Genomic DNA, 17,591 nt, shown 5'->3' with positions numbered 1-17,591 from the left:
ACATGGTCTTACCACCTTTAAAACCCTTCAAAAATCAACCGCCCATGCCTAACTTTATCGGTAATGTGACACAGACGGTTAAAGTGCCATGTAAATCGCATCAAAGATGGAATTCGTACGATTATTCCCTAAGATTATAAATAGAGGTGGTTTTTGACGAATTTGTAATAGTTTGACAAAGTTATCCGATGGCTGTTGAAACACAGTGGATGAATTGGCAAATCACACTTCACTGACTTTGCACGTTTATCTATTCACACTTCACCCATCCCTCCTTCTGCTCAAATGGTTCAAATACACGGAAAGGATCACCATCGAGCAATTTAGATAATCAATTTACCTTGGTTACCTTAGTTGTATTATTAAAGAGAAAGGAAACTCAATATGAAATACAAGTTAAGCTCCGTATTTTTGTTAGTAGCAGCAGCCAGCGGTAATGCTAACGCTGGAGAATGTGGCAGCGTAACAATCGCAGATATGAACTGGAACTCTGCAACACTGATCGCCAATATCGACCAATTCATCCTAGAACATGGTTATGGGTGTGATGCCGAACTTATCCCTGGCGACACTATGCCAACAGGCACATCCATGATTGAAAAAGGCCAGCCTGATGTTGCACCTGAACTTTGGAGCAACAGCTTAAAAGACGCATTGGACAAGGGTGTCCAAGAAAAACGTCTTCGCTATGCAGGTAAAGCACTTGTGAATGGCGGTGAAGAAGGCTTTTGGGTTCCAGCTTACTTAGTTAAACAATACCCAGAGATGGCAACCATCGAAGGTGTACGTAAAAACGCTAGCTTATTTAAGCACCCTGAAGACCCAGATACATCAGCATTTTACAGTTGCCCAGCAGGCTGGAACTGTCAGATCAGTGCCGGAAACTTGTTTAACGCTCTTGAGCTGGAAGACAGTGGTTTCACGATTGTTGATCCAGGCTCGAGTGCCGGCTTATCTGGCTCTATCGCAAAAGCTTATGAGCGCGAAGAAGCTTGGTTTGGTTACTACTGGGCGCCAACTGCCGTTCTAGGCAAATACGACATGGTTAAAGTTGACTTTGGTAGTGGTGTTAATGAACAAGAGTTCTTAACTTGTACCACCAAAGAAGACTGTGATTCACCTAAAGCGACCATGTACCCGCCTTCACCCGTTCACACTATCACCACTGAGAGTTTTGCGTCACGTGCACCTGAAGCTTATGACTACTTCACTAAACGTGGTTTCACAAACGACAAAATGAACTCGCTGCTTGCTTGGATGGAAGACAACCAAGCCGATGGTGAAGAAGCAAGTCTGCATTTCTTGAGTGAATTCCCAGAAGTATGGCACCCATGGGTTTCTGAAGAAGTGGCTAAGAAAGTTGAAGCCGAACTGTAAAAGCTTGGTTTAACAACAAGTAATTACGCTTCAACAATAGAACAGAAATAACGTCGCTATACTTGATGTTATTCATGATTCGGAGCCCTTTTCATAGGCGATTACCTCATCGCATGAACAAGTGGCTCCGAACTATAAGGATATAAAATGGCTGACACCAATTGGTTATCAACCTTTCCAGAGATGGAACGCGCTGATTTACGAACCATAAAAAAGACGCTAGATGGCGCATACCGTGAATTCTCTCGTGAATACGGTGAAATGATTGAATCTCTATTTGACCCTCTTCTTTCATTCCTGGTTTGGTTTGAAAAACTTCTTATCTCAACCCCTTGGATTATAGTCCTCGCTGTTTGTACAAGCCTTGTCTACGCCGCGAGTCGCTCTTGGAAACTGGCTTTAGGTTGTGTCGCTTCCCTGCTCCTTATTGGTTACTTTGGTATGTGGGAAGACACCATGCGGACGCTTAGTATCATCACTGTGTGTACCTTGGTTTCGATATTCTTAGGCATTCCGATTGGCATTGCGATGGCTCGTTCGAATCGAGCGCAATCTATCGTTACGCCGATGCTTGATATCATGCAAACCATGCCGGCATTCGTTTACTTGATCCCAGTGGTAATGCTACTCGGCATCGGTAAGATTCCAGGGCTAATCGCCGTGGTTATCTACGCGATTCCACCTGTGATTCGTTTAACCAACCTAGGCATACGCTTAGTCGACAAAGAAGTATTGGAAGCGGCTACCGCTTTTGGTGCGAGCAAAAAGCAACGCTTATGGGGTGTTCAACTACCGTTAGCAATGCCAACGATCATGGCGGGTATCAACCAAACCATCATGATGGCACTGTCTATGGTTGTTATCGCATCAATGATTGGTGTTAAAGGCCTAGGACAACCAGTTCTTAAATCCATCACCAACCAATATTTCACATTGGGCTTGATGAACGGTTTTGCCATTGTTGCCCTCGCAATTCTTTTTGACCGCGCTTCACAGGCATACGCAAGAAGAACCAATGCGCATTTAGGAGGACTCAAGCATGACTAAACCATTGATTGAGATTAGTGGCCTATACAAAGTGTTTGGACCGAAACCGATGTCTGTTATGAACCGAGTTCAGAACGGCGAACACAAAGACCAGATTCTTGCTGACACGGGTCATACCGTTGGTTTGAAAGAGATTAACCTTGAGATTAACCGTGGCGAAATCTTCGTTATCATGGGGCTTTCTGGTTCAGGGAAGTCGACTTTGATTCGCCACTTCAACCGTTTGATAGATCCGACTCAAGGTAAAATCATGGTTGAAGGCATCGATGTGATGAGCCTCAATACCAAGCAATTAGAAGAGTTCCGTCGTCATAAAATGTCGATGGTATTCCAACGCTTTGGCTTAATGCCTCATCGCACCGTGGTAGAAAACGTTGCGTACGGTTTGGAAGTACAAGGTATCAAAAAAGAAGACCGTTTAGCGAAAGCCAATGAGTGGTTAGAAACGGTGGGGTTGAAAGGTTACGGCAAGCAGTACCCTGCCCAGCTTTCTGGCGGTCAACAACAACGTGTTGGTCTTTCTCGAGCTCTGTGTACTAATGCTGAAATCTTATTAATGGATGAAGCGTTTTCAGCGCTCGATCCTTTGATTCGAAGTGAAATGCAAGATCAACTCATTGAACTGCAAGAGAAGCTTCATAAGACGATTGTTTTCATCACCCACGATTTGGATGAAGCACTTCGTCTCGGCGACCGAATCGCAATTTTGAAAGATGGCGAGTTGGTACAACAAGGTACACCACATGAGATTCTGCTGAATCCAGCCGATGACTATGTAGAGGCATTCGTTAAAGACGTAAACCGTGCTCGTGCATTGACCGTTGAAACCGTTATGCAGCCCCCTCTCTATCGAATCACATCTGAAACGATTGAAGGTGCTTTGGCACAAATGAAGATGCTGAAAAATGACTACGCTTATCACGTAACGGATGAAGGCTATCAAGGTCTAGTCACACAAGAGAGCCTACAGGATGCAGTTGAAGATTCATCGGTGCATGACTTCAGTGAAGAGATATACGAAGAAGTTCCAGCCATTTTGCCTGATGCGGTGATTGAAGAAGTGCTACCAGACACTATGTCTTGTGACTATTCTCTTCCGGTTGTTGATGAGGACGGTAACCTAAAAGGTGAACTAGAGAGAAGCGCTGTTGCTGATATCTTCTCTGAAAGTAGCGAGGAAGAAGTAGAAACCGACCCAAAGCCAAAGATTGATAAAGCTTCGTAGTTCTACTTTTCGATATTTAAAGCACGGCTGTTTAAATTATCGCTATTTGGGTTATAGGGATGTGGGTTATAGCTACTTAGCTTAGCCCAAGCGAGTTAACCTGCTCTAAGACCACTGTTGTTAGTAACTGCAGTGGTCTTTTTTATGTGTATCGGCCTCGCTTTGTCCTGCACTCTCCCCTTTAAGCTTACTAGTACCCAGGCTAATAGGTGCCTAAGTTTATATTTCATAAGAGAAAACAAATTTAAATCAGTTCGTTAGGTTTGTCACAAACATAGTGGCAATTCGGGCGAGAAGGCAATTAATTGCTTTGTTTATAAGGCAAGCAGTTGAAATTATTCTAGAAAATGACTAAAACTTAATAGTACTCACGGATATTACGCTCAACAAAAGGACTTAGTTTGATGAATTCCACTTTAGCGTCAGACACAGCTGCACATCTAAACTCACAAGAAGTTAGCGAGCTTGTTGATGAAAGCGTTCTAGAGCAAATGATTCGAGATACAAGTGCGGATATTATCCCGATCTTGATCGACCATTATGTCGAAGAATCACAAACACGCTTGGTCGCCATAAAAGAGGCTGTCGCTCAGCACGACGCTCAAACACTTGAGTTCGAGGTTCATACTCTTGGCAGCACCGCACTCTCATTAGGTAATCGCCCTTTGGGTGAGTTAGCTCGCGCTTTAGAGAAGCAGTGTCTAGAACAGAGTCACGATGCGGCATTTCTGCAAGTTGACGAATTACTAGAACTCGCAGAGCGTTCAATCAAAGCCTTGCTTGACAGGAAACAGGCAGGCTTCAGTTAACTTTGGATGTTCAGATAAAAACTCAACATAGTCGTTATTAATATAGTCCCCATAAAGATGCGAACCAGTATGAGTAGCAATGCGGGAAATTCTACACACCGCGCCTTAAAAGATTGCATGCGGTAGATAACAAATACACAAGACTCGTATTGATGGTTCCATATCACTATGTTATTGATTGGTTAGGATAAAGTTTCAAAAGGAATACACAATGCGCCCTAAGGTATTGTTAGTTGAAGACTCCACCTCACTCGCCGTACTCTACAAGCAGTACGTAAAGGACGAGCCCTACGATATCTTCCACGTCGAAACCGGCGTGGAAGCTAAGACCTTCATTGAAAGGCACTCTCCACAGCTTGTTATTCTCGACCTTAAGTTGCCCGACATGCCAGGGGAAGAAGTCTTAGATTGGATTAGTACGAACGAAATACCAACCGCCGTCATTATCGCGACGGCACATGGCTCAGTAAACATTGCTGTAGACCTTATCCAGCGCGGTGCGGAAGACTTCTTAGAGAAGCCCATTCAAGCCGACCGACTAAAGACCTCTGTTCGCTTACATCTAAAAAGAGCTAAGCTAGAGAACCTTGTCGATGACATGCAAAGCAAGTTCGATCGTGACCGCTTTCATAATTTCATCGGCTCTTGCCTACCTATGCAAGCGGTTTACAAAATTATCGATTCGGTAGCACCAACTACCGCCAGCGTGTTTATTAACGGTGAAAGTGGTACGGGTAAAGAAGTGTGTGCGGAAGCGATTCACCAAGAGAGCCAGCGCAACAGTAAGCCCTTCGTTGCTATTAACTGTGGTGCTATCCCTCGAGACCTAATGGAAAGTGAAATCTTCGGTCACGTTAAAGGTGCATTTACCGGTGCGACAACCGACCGTAAAGGTGCCGCAATGCAAGCGCATGGCGGCACCCTATTTCTCGATGAGCTTTGTGAAATGGAACTGGAGATGCAGAAGAAGCTCCTACGATTTTTGCAAACCGGTACGTTTACCCCACTCGGTGGCAACCGCGAGATTAAAGTGGATGTCAGAATTATCTGTGCGACCAACCGCGATCCACTGGTTGAGGTAGAAGAAGGACGCTTTAGAGAAGACCTTTACTATCGTGTTCACGTTGTGCCTATCGAGATGCCACCGCTTCGTGAACGAGGAAGTGACATTGTCACCCTGTCTAATCACTTCTTGAAGCTGTACGCGAAGCAAGACAAGAAGAAGTTCAAATCAATAGACAAAGAAACGCAGAATCTACTTAAACGTTATGCGTGGCCGGGCAACGTACGTCAGTTGCAAAACATCATCCGTAACATCGTGGTGTTGAACAATGAAACGAGCGTGACCAAAGACATGTTACCGCCTCCGATTAATAAAGTAGACGCAGCTCAAGCCACGAAATCAGTGACACCTATTCGAGTAGCTGCGCCCCAAGCTGCTGTTGTGGAAGCACCAGAAGCTAAGTTGCCACCTATTACACCGGAAGAGTTGGAGCAATCCTCAGTTGTCCCCGCTAACAACGATCCGATGACGCCCGCATTTACAACAAGCGAAGGTGCTATTCGTCCAATGTGGCAAATAGAGCGCGAAGCTATTCAACATGCCATCAATCATTGCGATGGGAATGTGTTAAACGCTGCCGTGCTGTTAGAACTTAGCCCTTCTACTGTTTATCGTAAGAAACAGGCTTGGGAATCGGAAGATGAGTACAATCAAGCCTAGCCAAGGTGTACTCAACGTAAACCTTCACGAGATTTGGCTGTTGATCGACAGCCAAACTTTTGGAGGCATAGAAACGCATGTTTTAGAGTTAGCACAAGGCCTGATATCTGAAAGCGCTCAGTATTCAGAGGCTATTCGAATCGTTCTTTTGACTAAGTTTAATCCTGAAGCGATCATCGTTGAAAAGTTGAATGCGCTGAGCATCCCTTATAGTTACCTCTCCGATTTAGCCTCATACTCTGCAGATTCAAGCGGCAATAGCGCGACACAGCTTAAACGTGCAGCTCATTATTATGAGCCAAGACTTATCCATGCTCATGGTTACAAAGCCAGTTTGGTCAGCAAACTAATAAAGCTCCCACCTCGTTTAAACAACACCAAACAAATCACCACTTATCATGCAGGTGAAACCCCAACAGGCAAAGTATGGCTTTATGACTGGCTCGACCGTTACAGCAGCTTTCTTTCTGATCAGTCGCTCGTGGTCAGTGAGAAGATTAAAGCGAAAGTGCCGAGTAAAACCCATCAATTGAATAACTTTGTTAAGGTCCCAACCGGATTAACAAAGTCCCCTTCATCAAGCCCATTCCATGTTGGCTTTGTGGGACGATTAAGCCACGAAAAAGCGCCTGATCGATTTGTCGCATTAGCCAAACCGTTTCCTGATGTTCGGTTTGAGCTTTTTGGTGACGGGCCAGAAATGGAAGCGTTAGTTAAATCGCAGCCTGATAATGTTACCTTTCATGGGCATCAAACCAATATGGACGACGTTTGGAGCCAAATCGATTTGTTAATCATCCCTTCCCGCTTTGAAGGCTTACCTATGGCGGCATTAGAAGCCATGATTCGCGGCATTCCTGTCCTCGCCACCTCAGTTGGTAACTTGCCTAAACTCATCGAGCACCAAGTTAACGGCTACCTCGCCAATTCAGAAGCTGAACTAGAACAGTTTTTATCTTTGTGGATATCATTGTCGATTGAACAACGTGACTCTCTCAGAAGTAACGCGATAGAAACGGTCAAACACCAATATTCGCCACAAGCTGTTGTCCCGAAGTTGTTGGAAATCTACCAACTCGATCGTTAATCCTAGTCTTAGTAGATAACTGGTTATTTTAGCTTGATAATTTGGCCGTTTTAGTCAGTTTTATACTGATTCTCAAAATGACAAATCTCAACTTAAGATTATAGTCTTACTCCATAATCCATCATTAAATCAGTTGGTTAAATGAAATGCATAACTGGCACTCGCTTTGCAACCTTTAACATCACGCATTAGATACGACTTTCAAATGTATAACGATAGAGAGCTGCCATGAATAGTTTACTCAGCAATAGAGATTACAATGCTCACCCCTGAAGCCAATAGATTGCCAGTCATCATCACTATCAGCACCTTGTGTGTTGGGCTTGGTATTGTTTGGTACTTTGTGCCTCACCCTGCTGTCATTGTAGCGCTCGCTCTTGTGCCATTAGCTGGGTTATTCGTGTTAAACAAGACATTCTGGCTAGTTCTACTGTTCGTTGTCTTTTCATTTTTCCGAATTCACGAAGCCATACCTCAACTCTATTCGTTAAAAATACCGCTGATGCTTTCATTAGGTGCCCTGTCCGCTCTGATCTGGCATGCACTAATCAGTAAAGAGCTAAAAATCTTTTGGCACCCTTGTTTAAATTGGCTCGCCATATTTTGGGTATTGGTTTTCATTGGTATTATCTTCGCGTCTAACAGGCCCATAGCATTTGCAGAATTCAAAGGTGTTTATTGGAAAATAATCGTCATGACGCTGGCGATTACTTGGTTAGTAAACACCACGGAAAATCTTGCAAAAACCGCGATGACGATTATCTACGCAGGCGCTTTAGTCAGTTTTATTGCCGTGTACAACTCAGTAAATGGTATTGGGCTTGTTGAAGGCTCGCGCGTAACTATTGGGCGCGATTTTGGCTCTATGTTAGGTGACCCTAACGACTTAGCACTGGTACTGATGTTCCCCCTTGCCTTTACGATAAGCCAAGCCACCACATCTGGCATCTCACGGTCCAAACGTTTAATCAGCGGGTTAGTCTGTTTGTTACTGCTCGCCGCCATTATTGCGACTCAAAGCCGTGGCGGATTACTGGGTTGTATTGCGGTGATTGGTATTTTTGCGTGGAAACTAGTTCGTTCTAAAGTCCTGTTAATCTCCGTAGGAACCATCGCGGCCGTGGCGCTCTATTTAGTTGCTGGGATCTCAGACAGAGCTTCTGGTGGTGCCGCTGAACAAGGTATCGATGAATCTGCAATGGGTCGAATATATGCCTGGGAAGCGGCAGTAAAAATGGCGGTTGAGAATCCACTGACTGGCGTAGGGTTGAACAACTTCTTCTCGAATTACTTCTTTTACAGTTCGCACTGGGACGGACTGAATCACGCCGTTCACAGTACGTGGTTTGGTGTGTTAGCAGAGACTGGCTTCATTGGTCTTATCATTTTTGTCTGCCTTATCGTTTCTTTGATCAAAACCTCCCGATCCACACTCACCAGATTAAAAAACTCAACCACAGAAATCGCACCTGAACTAAATGCGGTCGCCTATGCGATCTATGCAGGTCTGATTGGAACAATCGTGTCGGGTACGTTTTTGACTCAAGGCTTCAACTGGCCGATTTATATCCTCGCAGCGCTCACAGTTTGCGTCTCAAACGTATCTCAAACTGCCTGTCAAAATGAGAAAACCTAAAACCCACATTTTAACTCGTTGAAAATATTATATTTATTAAATGGCACAGTATATGAAAGTACTTCTATATAACAAAATAGAGGATTTTCATTATGACGTCAGTATCTATACATCAATTCAAACATTGGCTTAAGTTTCATCCTAATTCTCGAATTAGAAATGTGTTTTTCATTTTGAAAGACATCAGAAGCGCAGAGCTACCTACCCCTCAAATACTTAATCGTTGCCTCTATCAAGCGCACAAGCTAGTGGTAAGTTTGGTTTCTGGCTTGACGCGATTCTTCTACTGGACACCGGCTTTCAAAGGTCGTGTGGCTCAATGTGGCAAGCGCCTGTATTTGTATGGTGGTCTGCCTTTCGTCAGCGGTCCGGTGCAAATTTCGATTGGCGATAACTGCCGTATCTCTGGCCACACGACATTCTCTGGTTGTACTCAGCCACTTGAAGGCTTGGAACACCCACTATTATCGATTGGCAACAACGTCGACATCGGTTGGCAGTCGACTATCGCTGTTGGCGGTAAAGTCGTTATCTCTGACAACGTACGAATCGCTGGCGGCGCGTTTCTATTTGGATACTCTGGTCACCCGCTAGATGCAAAACGTCGAGCGCAAGGTGAAGGTGATGACCCTCAGCAAATCGGCGACATCATTCTTGAACCTGACGTTTGGTTGGGAACCAATGTAACTGTAAAAGGCGGCGTAACTATCGGCGAAGGTGCCGTTATAGCCGCAGGCAGCGTAGTAACAAAGAATATCCCGGCCTTCGCAATCGCAGGTGGTAACCCAGCTCGAGTAGTCGGACAGATTAAATCCGTTGAAGTGACTGAATCCGATGTATTCGATTCATTAGAGACTCATGGAGGTGACCATGCGTGATTTAATCGTATTTGGTGAAGACTTTGGCGGCCTACCGTCATCAACTCAACATTTAGTGCGTCACCTTGCTAAGCAACACAAAGTCTTATGGGTCAACTCTATTGGCCTAAGACAACCGAAGCTGTCAGCTAAAGATGCCACCCGAGCGTTCCACAAATTGTTTGGCAAAACCAAAGCCGTTACTCAAAACATGCTCGACTCTGAGGGACACGACAACATTACTATCGTTAACTTAAAGACAATCCCTGCGCCTGCTTCTAAATTTTGTAGAAAGTTGGCTCAGCAAATGATGTTGCACCAACTAAAACCAGTGATTGCCGAGCTTAACCTTAACGCGCCTATCCTATGGAGTTCTCTTCCGACTGCTGTTGATCTGTGCGGACACTTAGGCGAGTCAGCGGTTGTTTATTACTGTGGGGATGATTTTAGTGCACTTGCGGGCGTAGACCACAAGACGGTCGCAAAGCATGAATTAGAACTCATTGAAAAATCAGATTTGATCTTCGCTGCTAGTGAAAAGTTGATGGACAAATTCCCTAGCGAGAAAGCTCAGCTCTTACCACATGGTGTCGATGTCGGGCTATTTTCTACACCTGCACCAAGAGCAAAAGATTTACCAAGCAACCACCGCCCTATTGCTGGTTTTTATGGCAGCCTTTCTAAGTGGCTTGATTATGAAATGATTGATCATGTCGCGACAGCAATGCCGGAATGGGACTTTGTATTTATTGGCCCAAATGAGCTTGATACGATCATGCTGCCTGAGTTGAGTAACGTACATTACCTTGGCCCACGTCCGCACTATACGCTGCCAAGCTATTCTCAACACTGGGATGTGAGCTTGTTGCCGTTTGTTGATAACGAGCAGATCCGAGCTTGTAGCCCACTCAAACTAATGGAGTACCTTGCGGCCGGCACGCCAATTATCACAACTCAATTCCCAGCATTAAAGCCATATCAAGAACATGTCACCACAGTTGGTAGTGTAAACCAAATGATTTGGGCGCTTGATCATGCACGCCAGCTGAGCAATTCACCAATCTCTGTCGTCGAACAAGAGAGCTGGCAGAACCGTGGTAACTTCGTACATTGGATGTTGGAGCTTTTATGAATAATCTTAAGTTGCGCTTACTAGTCATCCTAAATGCCATGTGGCGCCAACGCTACGTTATTGTTCTCCCAATCTTTATTTTGCCCTTTGTTGGCTTCGGTGTGAGCAAGTTGGCCCCGACTAAATATGACGCGCATACCAGTATGTTGATTCAAGAAACGGCCAAAATGAATCCATTCTTGGAAGACATTGCCGTTTCTACCATGCTCAAAGACCGCCTTAACGCGTTGAGAACACTACTTCATAGTCGACATGTGCTTTACTCGGTCGCTGATGAACTGCAATTAACCACGCCCGATATGCCTGAAATTGAGAAACAAGAGATCATTACTGACCTATCTCAACGTCTAACGGTGACTCAGCTTGGAAAAGATTTTCTAAAAATCAGCTTAAGCTCAAACACGCCAGATGGAATGGAAGCGACGCTTCGTTCGGTAAGTGAACATTTCATTGAACAATTGCTCGCTCCGGAACGTTCGTCGATTGAAGACTCGAGTAACTTCTTGAAAATTCATATAGATAAACGCAGTGCTGAACTTGAAGTAGCAGAAGAAGCTCTTGCCTTATACATGAATGAGAATGTTCATTCGACGCCTGAGGTACAGAGCCAAAGTTTGAATCGCTTAGCGTCACTCAAACAAACACTCGCAGAAAAAGAGGCCGAGTTATCCGGTGTTGAAAAAAGCTTAGGGTCAATCGATCAACAGCTTTCAAAAACCAACCCTGTGATAGGTCGAATAGAAGATCAGATCATCGATATTCGTAGTGAACTGGCTCTGCTTCAAGCCAAATACACAAACAAACACAGTGCCGTACAAGCTAAAGTTCGTGAACTAGACAGACTTGAAAATGAGAGAAAGAGTTTACTCGATGTAACTCAACCTGCGATGAACAGCGACCAGCTTTGGGACATTGCAAGTAGTACTACACTGAACAAACTTTCGGATACCCAACCTCTTTTAGTCACCCAACTACACAGTTTACAACTGGTTCGCGCTCGCTTTGAGTCTTTAACTGAAGAAACGAAAAGCCTTCGTACTATGATTTTCGAATTAGAACACAAGGCGAATAACTTCGGTGAAAATGCAAAAGAGATGTATCGCCTTAAACGCCAAGTTGAAATCAAGCGTCAGCTATACGATGAACTGACAGAGCGTTATGAAATGGCTCAGCTAACAGGTTCGCTTGGCGTATTCGAGCAAAACAAACGTGTGAAGATTATCGATTTACCCTTCACGCCTAGTATCAAATCTAACATACCTTCTTTTGTGTTTGTTTTGGCTGGTTTCGTTGCAGGTATCGGCCTTGGCATTGGGTTGGCGATATTGTTTGAGCTGTTTGACTCTTCAATCAAGCGTAAAGACGAAATCGAAGACATCTTAGGTGTTCCTGTCATTACCGTTATCCCTAAAATGAGTTAGTTAGCCTTAAAGGCATTTTTAATTTGCTAGCTTCGTAGCTTCTTCTTATCTTTTTAGCTTCCTAACACTAAACGCCAACATTCGCTTGGCGTTTTTTTTGTCTAAAGCCTCAAGTTCTAACGCTACTTTCGATTAACCCAAGCCCTATGCTCCAAATAGCTATTCATTGGTGTTTTGTTTTGATTCCCATTTTGAGAAACAAAAAACGCCCTATAGAATCATGCATTAAGCGATTGAAATATAAAGGTTATTTAATTGGCACAACTCCTGCAGTCTCATTGTGTAGCTAAACGTTTTAAAGAAGTTACTTCAAGAAAAATGTCAGAAAGGCGAAACAAGAATTATAAAGGCAGGGTCCAAATTATGAATACGCACTTAACGAAGCATGGTAAAAAGATCATACACGTTGTTCAGCACCTCGCTCCCGGCGGATTAGAAACCCTAACGTTAGATTTGCTGCGCCTTGCTAAACCAACAGACCAAGTGTTGATTGTCAGTTTAGAAGGAACAAAAGAAGACTCGATCAACAACTGGCCTAAATTAAAGCAGTATCAAAATCAAATCGTCTTTTTGGATAAAGCACCAGGCGTACAATTCAGTATCATCATCAAATTGATGAAAGCATTTAACGGTATTCGACCTGATGTTGTTCACACGCATCACATAGGCCCACTGCTCTACGCGGGTTACGCTGCCCGTGTAACTGGGGTTCCTACTCGAATTCATACCGAGCATGATGCTTGGCATTTGAAAAATAACAAACGTCGTCGCTTACAAGCCCTTGCATTGAAAGCGGCTCAACCAACGTTAGTGGCCGATGCAACACGCGTTTACAATCAGTTACGTTGTGCGTTTTCATACAAAAACATCATCACGATTAAAAACGGCGTAGATTGTGAGAAGTTTAAACCGATGTCAAAAGCAGACGCGAGAGCAAAGCACAACCTACCAACCGACAAATACATCATTGGTTGTGCGGGGCGTTTAGAGCACGTGAAAGGTCAAGACCAGCTGATTAAGGCACTTGCTCTACTGCCATCAAATACCGTTGTCGCACTGGCTGGTAATGGTTCAAAACGCAATCAACTGAAACAACTCACTGACCGCTTGAATCTCAGCGAACGTGTGATCTTTCTTGGCTTAGTGGATGACATGACCACCTTTTACGGAGCGCTGGATACCTTCTGCCTACCTTCACGCCACGAAGGGCTTCCTCTTTCTACACTCGAAGCCCAAGCATGTAACATTCCAACCGTCGCGATGAACGTCGGTGCGGTTGATGAAACCTTATGTCCCATCAGCAGTTCCCTCGTCAAAAGTGGCAGCATTGCCGGATTAGCCAGTGCGCTATTAGAAAAACAAAATGAACGCTTTTTGTCACCTCGTCGTTACGTTCTCGACAACTTCGATATCATCAAAATGGTTTCGTCTTACAACGACATCTCAGAAGGAGTTTGCGCATGATCGACTGGTTGCTTGCAGGACTTTGCTTATTCTCTGGTGCGCTGATTGTCTACCATCACGCCGCCTATCCACTGTTACTACGTTGGTATGCGAAAAGTCACCCGGCGCGTCAGATTGAAGAGAGCCACCGTTGTTATAAAGACGAACAACAAGATTGCACACTACCCACCATCACCATTCTTGTACCGGCATTTAACGAAGAGCAATGGATCGCAGACAAGATCCGTAATCTTGCTTCACTCGATTACCCAAAAAAGAAGTTACAAGTGATTATTGCTTGTGATGGTTGTACTGATGACACGGTAAAAATCGCTCAAATGACGATTCAAGAAGCGATGTGCAGCGATATCTATTTCGAGATACATGACCACAAAACCAACCGAGGGAAAGTTGCGGTTATCAATGAAGAAGTGACAAGCATAAACAGCGACATCACGGCTCTGAGTGATGTGTCAGCCCTTATTTCATTGGATGCGCTGCTTATTGCCGCCGCTCACTTTGTAAGTGACAAGGTTGGCGTGGTAAACGCAACGTATCAGCTTTGCCCAACAGGTAACGAAGGTGAAAATACCTATTGGCAGTTTCAAACCGCCGTTAAAGAGTCAGAAGCTTCATTAGGTTCGAGCTTAGGTTCTCATGGCGCTTTCTACTTGTTTAGAACACACCTGTTCGAACTGCTTCCACTCAACACTATTAATGATGATTTCATCCTACCGATGCGAATCGTTAAACAAGGTTACATCGCAGAATACGAAACACAAATGGTCGCACTGGAACTAGAAGAATCAAATTTAGAAACAGATTTCAAAAGAAGACTTCGTATTTCAGCGGGTAACATGCAACAAGCGATTCGATTGTTTGGCTTGTTCAGCCCGAAGTTCAAAGGCATCGCGTTTGCGTTCTTCTCTGGAAAAGGACTTCGTCTACTCACTCCATATTTAATGATTGTGTGCTTGGTGTGCTCAATCTTACTTAACAACTACTTGATATTTGAAGTGTTGTTATGGGCTCAAGTTGCCGTGTATACCATTGGCGTACTTGGCTGCATCTTGCCAAAGCGTCTCGTAAATAAACCTATTTCATTAATCTCTTATTTGATAGTTGGACACTATGCCAACTTCATTGGTGGCATTCGTTACCTAGTCGGGCTAGAAAACTCACCTTGGACACGAGCGAATCATTAAGGACTTATTATGATGAACATTGAACAGCTATCTACTCAAAACTTATACCAATACAAAATCTCACGTGCTAAACGTACTTTCGATTTCGTGAGTTCACTGATTGCTTTGATTTTGCTAGCGCCCGTATTTCCATTGATTGCGATGGCTATTGTACTCACTTCTCGTGGCCCGATTTTCTACCGTCAACTGCGTGTTGGTAAATCGACACCGGAGAAAATGGAAATCTTTGAGATCATGAAATTCCGTAGTATGTACGAAGATGCAGAAACGCGTTCTGGTGCCGTTTGGGCTACGGCGAATGACCCACGAATCACACCCGTTGGCCGATTTTTAAGAAAGACGCGTCTTGATGAGTTGCCACAACTGATCAATGTATTGAAAGGTGAGATGTCTCTAATTGGCCCACGTCCTGAACGCCCTACTTTTTACACCAAACTAGAGAACGAAATCCCCTACTTTGCTGACCGTACATACGGCGTAATGCCCGGTATTACTGGGCTAGCACAAGTAAATCAAGGTTATGATACCTGTATTGATGATGTACGTCGTAAAGTGGGCTTTGACCACAGTTATGCACTGAGTCTGTGCTCTATGAAATCTTGGATTGTGGCTGATCTCAGCATCATTTCTAAAACAATCATAGTAATGGTCGATGGACGTGGACAATAGGTGAGATGTGTTCGCGGTGATGGATGTTTTTTATAGTCTACTTAAGGATATGTAACTCTTGACGCTTGATAGAAAGTGGCGACCAAATTGCTTAACAATTGGTCGCCACTTTTAATTTATATTGGAGTGTTTATGCTTATTTAGTATCTAAAGCTTAAATTGACCAACAAGTTGGCTTAATTGCCCACCAGCCTGTTTAAGTTCATCCACAGCGGTACTTGATGTTTCACTCGATATCAGCAGTGAACTTACAATGTCACGTATAGTCACCAAGTTACGGTTTATCTCTTCCGTTACTGAGCTTTGCTCTGTTGCCGCAGTTGCTATATGGTCGGTCATTGCATTGATTGAGGCTACAGCGGTGCTAACATCATTTAAACCCGCTGATATATCATTTGATGAAGTCACAACATCCTGACAAGTATTGCTACTTTCACCCATCGAAGAGACCGCTTGTTCAACCAACTTATGAAGTTCATCAAGCATGGTCTTAATCTCTAACGTACTACCTTGAGTTCTACTTGCAAGGTTACGTACTTCGTCTGCTACTACAGCAAAGCCTCGACCTTGCTCACCTGCTCGCGCGGCTTCGATCGCTGCGTTTAGTGCTAGTAAGTTAGTTTGTTCTGCAATCTCGCCAATAACCTGTAACACACCATCTATCTTTTTAGACTGGTCGTGGAGTGAATTCATGTGTTGACTTGTGGTCACCACATTCTGTTCTAAAGAGCCAATAGATTGCGTCGACTTTTGCACAAGGTTTTGAGCATTATGAGCGTCATTGTTAGCTTCATTCGTTGCACTAGCCACTTGATGAGCACTTTGTGCCACTTCGTTTGCTGTACTACTCATCTCAGTAACAGCTGTCACCACCTGCTCTGTCTCGTGGTTGTGCTCTTGAAGTTGATTACTTAGGTGAACCGTTTGGCTACTTATTTGGTCAGTGGCCGTCGTAACATTATTTGTAGCTTTCGAAACATCAGTAATAATATTGTGGAGCTTGCCGATAAACTGGTTAAATGCTTTACCTAATTGTCCAATTTCATCTGTACCCGACACATTAATTCGATGGGTAAGATCACCTTCACCATTTGCAATGTCGATAAAGGTGTTAAGCATGTCTTTGATTGGGGCAATCATGCGCGAAGCGACATAAGACATGATCAGACAAGTTAGGGCTACTAATGCAAGCGCAGTAATGACAATTGTTGAAATTTGCGTTTCCATACGCTCACTGGCTTCTTGACGGTAAACCTCTGTAGCCTTAGCAATGTCATCAATATACAGACCCGTTCCTAAGAACCAACCTGTTCCAGAAATAGGAGCAGCGTACGCAATTTTTGGTTGAGGGACAGACGATCCAGGCTTGTCGTAAATGTATTCAATGAAACCACCACCTCTTGTCGCCTGTTCATGTAGGCGAACCGTGATTTTGATGCCATTCGGATCTTTTAAACCGCCGCCATCTTTACCTTCAAGTTGGGGCTTTAGACTGTGAACAATGTAGTGATCGTTTTCGTCGAACACAAAGAAGTATCCGCTGCCATTAGAAAAACGCGCTTCTTTTAACGCGAATCTAACCGCTTCTTGTGCTTCTTGACCTGTACCAAAACGTCGAACTACATCTTCAACTACAGATTGAGCGATAGTAGCTGCATCTTCAATATTGTTCTTACGTTCATCGGTTAAGACCGTTTGGTAGTCTTGAATTTCATATTCAAGAGCCGATAGTTGGGAGTTAATAACAATGACTAGAGTCACAATCGCAACCAACATCGCTGGTACAATTGCAGACAAAAGCATCTTCATTTTCATAGATAAATTATACATAAGTAGTCTCAAACATTATATTCGCGAAGATATTACATCATGCATACTTTTAAATAAACGCCGTACTTATTGATTGTATCGATGAGGTGATTTCGTTTTTCATTAAGTCACCTGAGTACATGTGTCTCAT

At 43.9% G+C, this 17,591-nt stretch carries 14 protein-coding genes; 13 read left to right on the top strand and 1 reads right to left on the bottom strand.

Features of this window, described 5'->3' with window-relative positions; all coding sequences use genetic code 11:
• Nucleotides 1–384 precede the first annotated feature (384 nt).
• The 13 genes from AB4513_RS22055 to AB4513_RS21995 all read left to right on the top strand — a co-directional run bounded on the left by AB4513_RS22055 (nucleotide 385) and on the right by AB4513_RS21995 (nucleotide 15,631).
• Nucleotides 385–1,377 (top strand): ABC transporter substrate-binding protein, encoded by a 993-nt coding sequence (locus AB4513_RS22055; RefSeq protein WP_009846760.1) that lies wholly within the window; start codon nucleotides 385–387, stop codon nucleotides 1,375–1,377.
• A gap of 147 nt (nucleotides 1,378–1,524) precedes the next feature.
• On the top strand, nucleotides 1,525–2,424 hold the full coding sequence (locus AB4513_RS22050) for a proline/glycine betaine ABC transporter permease (RefSeq protein WP_009846761.1): 900 nt from the start codon (nucleotides 1,525–1,527) through the stop codon (nucleotides 2,422–2,424).
• On the top strand, nucleotides 2,417–3,649 hold the full coding sequence (locus AB4513_RS22045; protein WP_009846762.1) for a glycine betaine/L-proline ABC transporter ATP-binding protein: 1,233 nt from the start codon (nucleotides 2,417–2,419) through the stop codon (nucleotides 3,647–3,649). The genes AB4513_RS22050 and AB4513_RS22045 overlap by 8 nt, the downstream gene beginning before the upstream one ends.
• 404 nt (nucleotides 3,650–4,053) lie before the next feature.
• Complete coding sequence (locus tag AB4513_RS22040; RefSeq protein WP_009846763.1) at nucleotides 4,054–4,458, top strand: Hpt domain-containing protein; 405 nt, start codon at nucleotides 4,054–4,056, stop codon at nucleotides 4,456–4,458.
• Nucleotides 4,459–4,669: 211 nt separating this feature from the next.
• Nucleotides 4,670–6,181 (top strand): sigma-54 dependent transcriptional regulator, encoded by a 1,512-nt coding sequence (locus AB4513_RS22035; protein WP_009846764.1) that lies wholly within the window; start codon nucleotides 4,670–4,672, stop codon nucleotides 6,179–6,181.
• Entirely contained in the window at nucleotides 6,162–7,268 is a 1,107-nt protein-coding gene (locus AB4513_RS22030) for a glycosyltransferase family 4 protein (RefSeq protein ID WP_009846765.1), read from the top strand. Before AB4513_RS22035 ends, AB4513_RS22030 begins: the two co-directional genes overlap by 20 nt.
• 259 nt (nucleotides 7,269–7,527) lie before the next feature.
• On the top strand, nucleotides 7,528–8,904 hold the full coding sequence (locus AB4513_RS22025) for an O-antigen ligase (protein WP_009846766.1): 1,377 nt from the start codon (nucleotides 7,528–7,530) through the stop codon (nucleotides 8,902–8,904).
• A gap of 92 nt (nucleotides 8,905–8,996) precedes the next feature.
• On the top strand, nucleotides 8,997–9,782 hold the full coding sequence (locus AB4513_RS22020) for a DapH/DapD/GlmU-related protein (RefSeq protein ID WP_009846767.1): 786 nt from the start codon (nucleotides 8,997–8,999) through the stop codon (nucleotides 9,780–9,782).
• Entirely contained in the window at nucleotides 9,775–10,893 is a 1,119-nt protein-coding gene (locus AB4513_RS22015; RefSeq protein WP_009846768.1) for a glycosyltransferase, read from the top strand. Before AB4513_RS22020 ends, AB4513_RS22015 begins: the two co-directional genes overlap by 8 nt.
• A complete protein-coding gene (locus AB4513_RS22010; RefSeq protein WP_102257386.1) occupies nucleotides 10,890–12,314 on the top strand; it encodes a Wzz/FepE/Etk N-terminal domain-containing protein in 1,425 nt (474 codons plus the stop codon). The genes AB4513_RS22015 and AB4513_RS22010 overlap by 4 nt, the downstream gene beginning before the upstream one ends.
• A gap of 363 nt (nucleotides 12,315–12,677) precedes the next feature.
• Nucleotides 12,678–13,778 (top strand): glycosyltransferase, encoded by a 1,101-nt coding sequence (locus tag AB4513_RS22005; protein ID WP_009846770.1) that lies wholly within the window; start codon nucleotides 12,678–12,680, stop codon nucleotides 13,776–13,778.
• Nucleotides 13,775–14,962, top strand: a complete 1,188-nt coding sequence (locus AB4513_RS22000) for a glycosyltransferase family 2 protein (protein ID WP_009846771.1) — start codon at nucleotides 13,775–13,777, stop codon at nucleotides 14,960–14,962. The genes AB4513_RS22005 and AB4513_RS22000 overlap by 4 nt, the downstream gene beginning before the upstream one ends.
• 9 nt (nucleotides 14,963–14,971) lie before the next feature.
• Nucleotides 14,972–15,631 carry a sugar transferase gene (locus AB4513_RS21995; RefSeq protein ID WP_017097829.1) on the top strand — a complete coding sequence of 220 codons (660 nt, stop codon included), beginning with the start codon at nucleotides 14,972–14,974 and terminating at the stop codon, nucleotides 15,629–15,631.
• Nucleotides 15,632–15,778: 147 nt separating this feature from the next.
• Here AB4513_RS21995 and AB4513_RS21990 read toward each other — a convergent pair whose 3' ends face one another.
• Nucleotides 15,779–17,461, bottom strand: a complete 1,683-nt coding sequence (locus AB4513_RS21990; protein ID WP_009846773.1) for a methyl-accepting chemotaxis protein — start codon at nucleotides 17,459–17,461, stop codon at nucleotides 15,779–15,781.
• Nucleotides 17,462–17,591: the final 130 nt, after the last annotated feature.

Source organism: Vibrio sp. 10N.222.54.E6 (genome assembly GCF_041473955.1).
GTDB lineage: Bacteria > Pseudomonadota > Gammaproteobacteria > Enterobacterales > Vibrionaceae > Vibrio > Vibrio tasmaniensis_A.
The sequence above is the reverse complement of the archived record's forward strand: the minus strand, read 5'-3'. Positions and strand labels throughout refer to the sequence as shown.

Excerpts from the sequence above, each read along its gene's own strand:
- AB4513_RS22040 (WP_009846763.1), top strand. The coding sequence starts at position 4,054 with ATGAATTCCACTTTAGCGTCAGACACAGCTGCACATCTAAACTCACAA.
- AB4513_RS22000 (WP_009846771.1), top strand. The coding sequence starts at position 13,775 with ATGATCGACTGGTTGCTTGCAGGACTTTGCTTATTCTCTGGTGCGCTG.
- AB4513_RS22055 (WP_009846760.1), top strand. The coding sequence starts at position 385 with ATGAAATACAAGTTAAGCTCCGTATTTTTGTTAGTAGCAGCAGCCAGC.
- AB4513_RS21990 (WP_009846773.1), bottom strand. The coding sequence starts at position 17,461 with ATGTATAATTTATCTATGAAAATGAAGATGCTTTTGTCTGCAATTGTA.
- AB4513_RS22050 (WP_009846761.1), top strand. The coding sequence starts at position 1,525 with ATGGCTGACACCAATTGGTTATCAACCTTTCCAGAGATGGAACGCGCT.
- AB4513_RS22035 (WP_009846764.1), top strand. The coding sequence starts at position 4,670 with ATGCGCCCTAAGGTATTGTTAGTTGAAGACTCCACCTCACTCGCCGTA.
- AB4513_RS22030 (WP_009846765.1), top strand. The coding sequence starts at position 6,162 with ATGAGTACAATCAAGCCTAGCCAAGGTGTACTCAACGTAAACCTTCAC.
- AB4513_RS22045 (WP_009846762.1), top strand. The coding sequence starts at position 2,417 with ATGACTAAACCATTGATTGAGATTAGTGGCCTATACAAAGTGTTTGGA.
- AB4513_RS22015 (WP_009846768.1), top strand. The coding sequence starts at position 9,775 with ATGCGTGATTTAATCGTATTTGGTGAAGACTTTGGCGGCCTACCGTCA.
- AB4513_RS22025 (WP_009846766.1), top strand. The coding sequence starts at position 7,528 with ATGCTCACCCCTGAAGCCAATAGATTGCCAGTCATCATCACTATCAGC.
- AB4513_RS22010 (WP_102257386.1), top strand. The coding sequence starts at position 10,890 with ATGAATAATCTTAAGTTGCGCTTACTAGTCATCCTAAATGCCATGTGG.
- AB4513_RS22020 (WP_009846767.1), top strand. The coding sequence starts at position 8,997 with ATGACGTCAGTATCTATACATCAATTCAAACATTGGCTTAAGTTTCAT.
- AB4513_RS21995 (WP_017097829.1), top strand. The coding sequence starts at position 14,972 with ATGATGAACATTGAACAGCTATCTACTCAAAACTTATACCAATACAAA.
- AB4513_RS22005 (WP_009846770.1), top strand. The coding sequence starts at position 12,678 with ATGAATACGCACTTAACGAAGCATGGTAAAAAGATCATACACGTTGTT.